Here is a 297-nt window from a genome sequence, read left to right as displayed (position 1 = left end):
CGATCTCCAGCGTGAACGCCTTGGCGCTGGCGTCATAGGAGGAACTCACCGTCAGGTTCGGTGTACCGGCCTGATGGTACCAGAGCGCGAATTGCGCGAGGTCGCGGCCGGAAACGTCCTCGAACACTTTGAGGAAATCCTCGATCGTCGCCGCTTCGCCGTCATGACGCTCGAAATAGAGATCCATGCCGGCGCGGAAGGCCTCAGGCCCGAGAATGGCGCGGATCATGCGCACCACCTCTGAGCCTTTCTCGTAGACCGTCGCCGTGTAGAAGTTGTTGATCTCGCGGTAGCGGC

The 297-nt window shown here is 61.3% G+C and carries 1 protein-coding gene; it reads right to left on the bottom strand.

Annotation, left to right across the window (positions count from 1 at the left end):
- Positions 1 to 297, bottom strand: a 297-nt coding sequence (locus EN859_RS36995; RefSeq protein WP_281015687.1) for a M1 family aminopeptidase, incomplete at both ends; no start/stop codon positions are given.

The organism is Mesorhizobium sp. M00.F.Ca.ET.216.01.1.1, from assembly GCF_004010325.2.
In the GTDB taxonomy this organism is placed as follows: Bacteria; Pseudomonadota; Alphaproteobacteria; order Rhizobiales; family Rhizobiaceae; genus Mesorhizobium.
The sequence above is the reverse complement of the archived record's forward strand: the minus strand, read 5'-3'. Positions and strand labels throughout refer to the sequence as shown.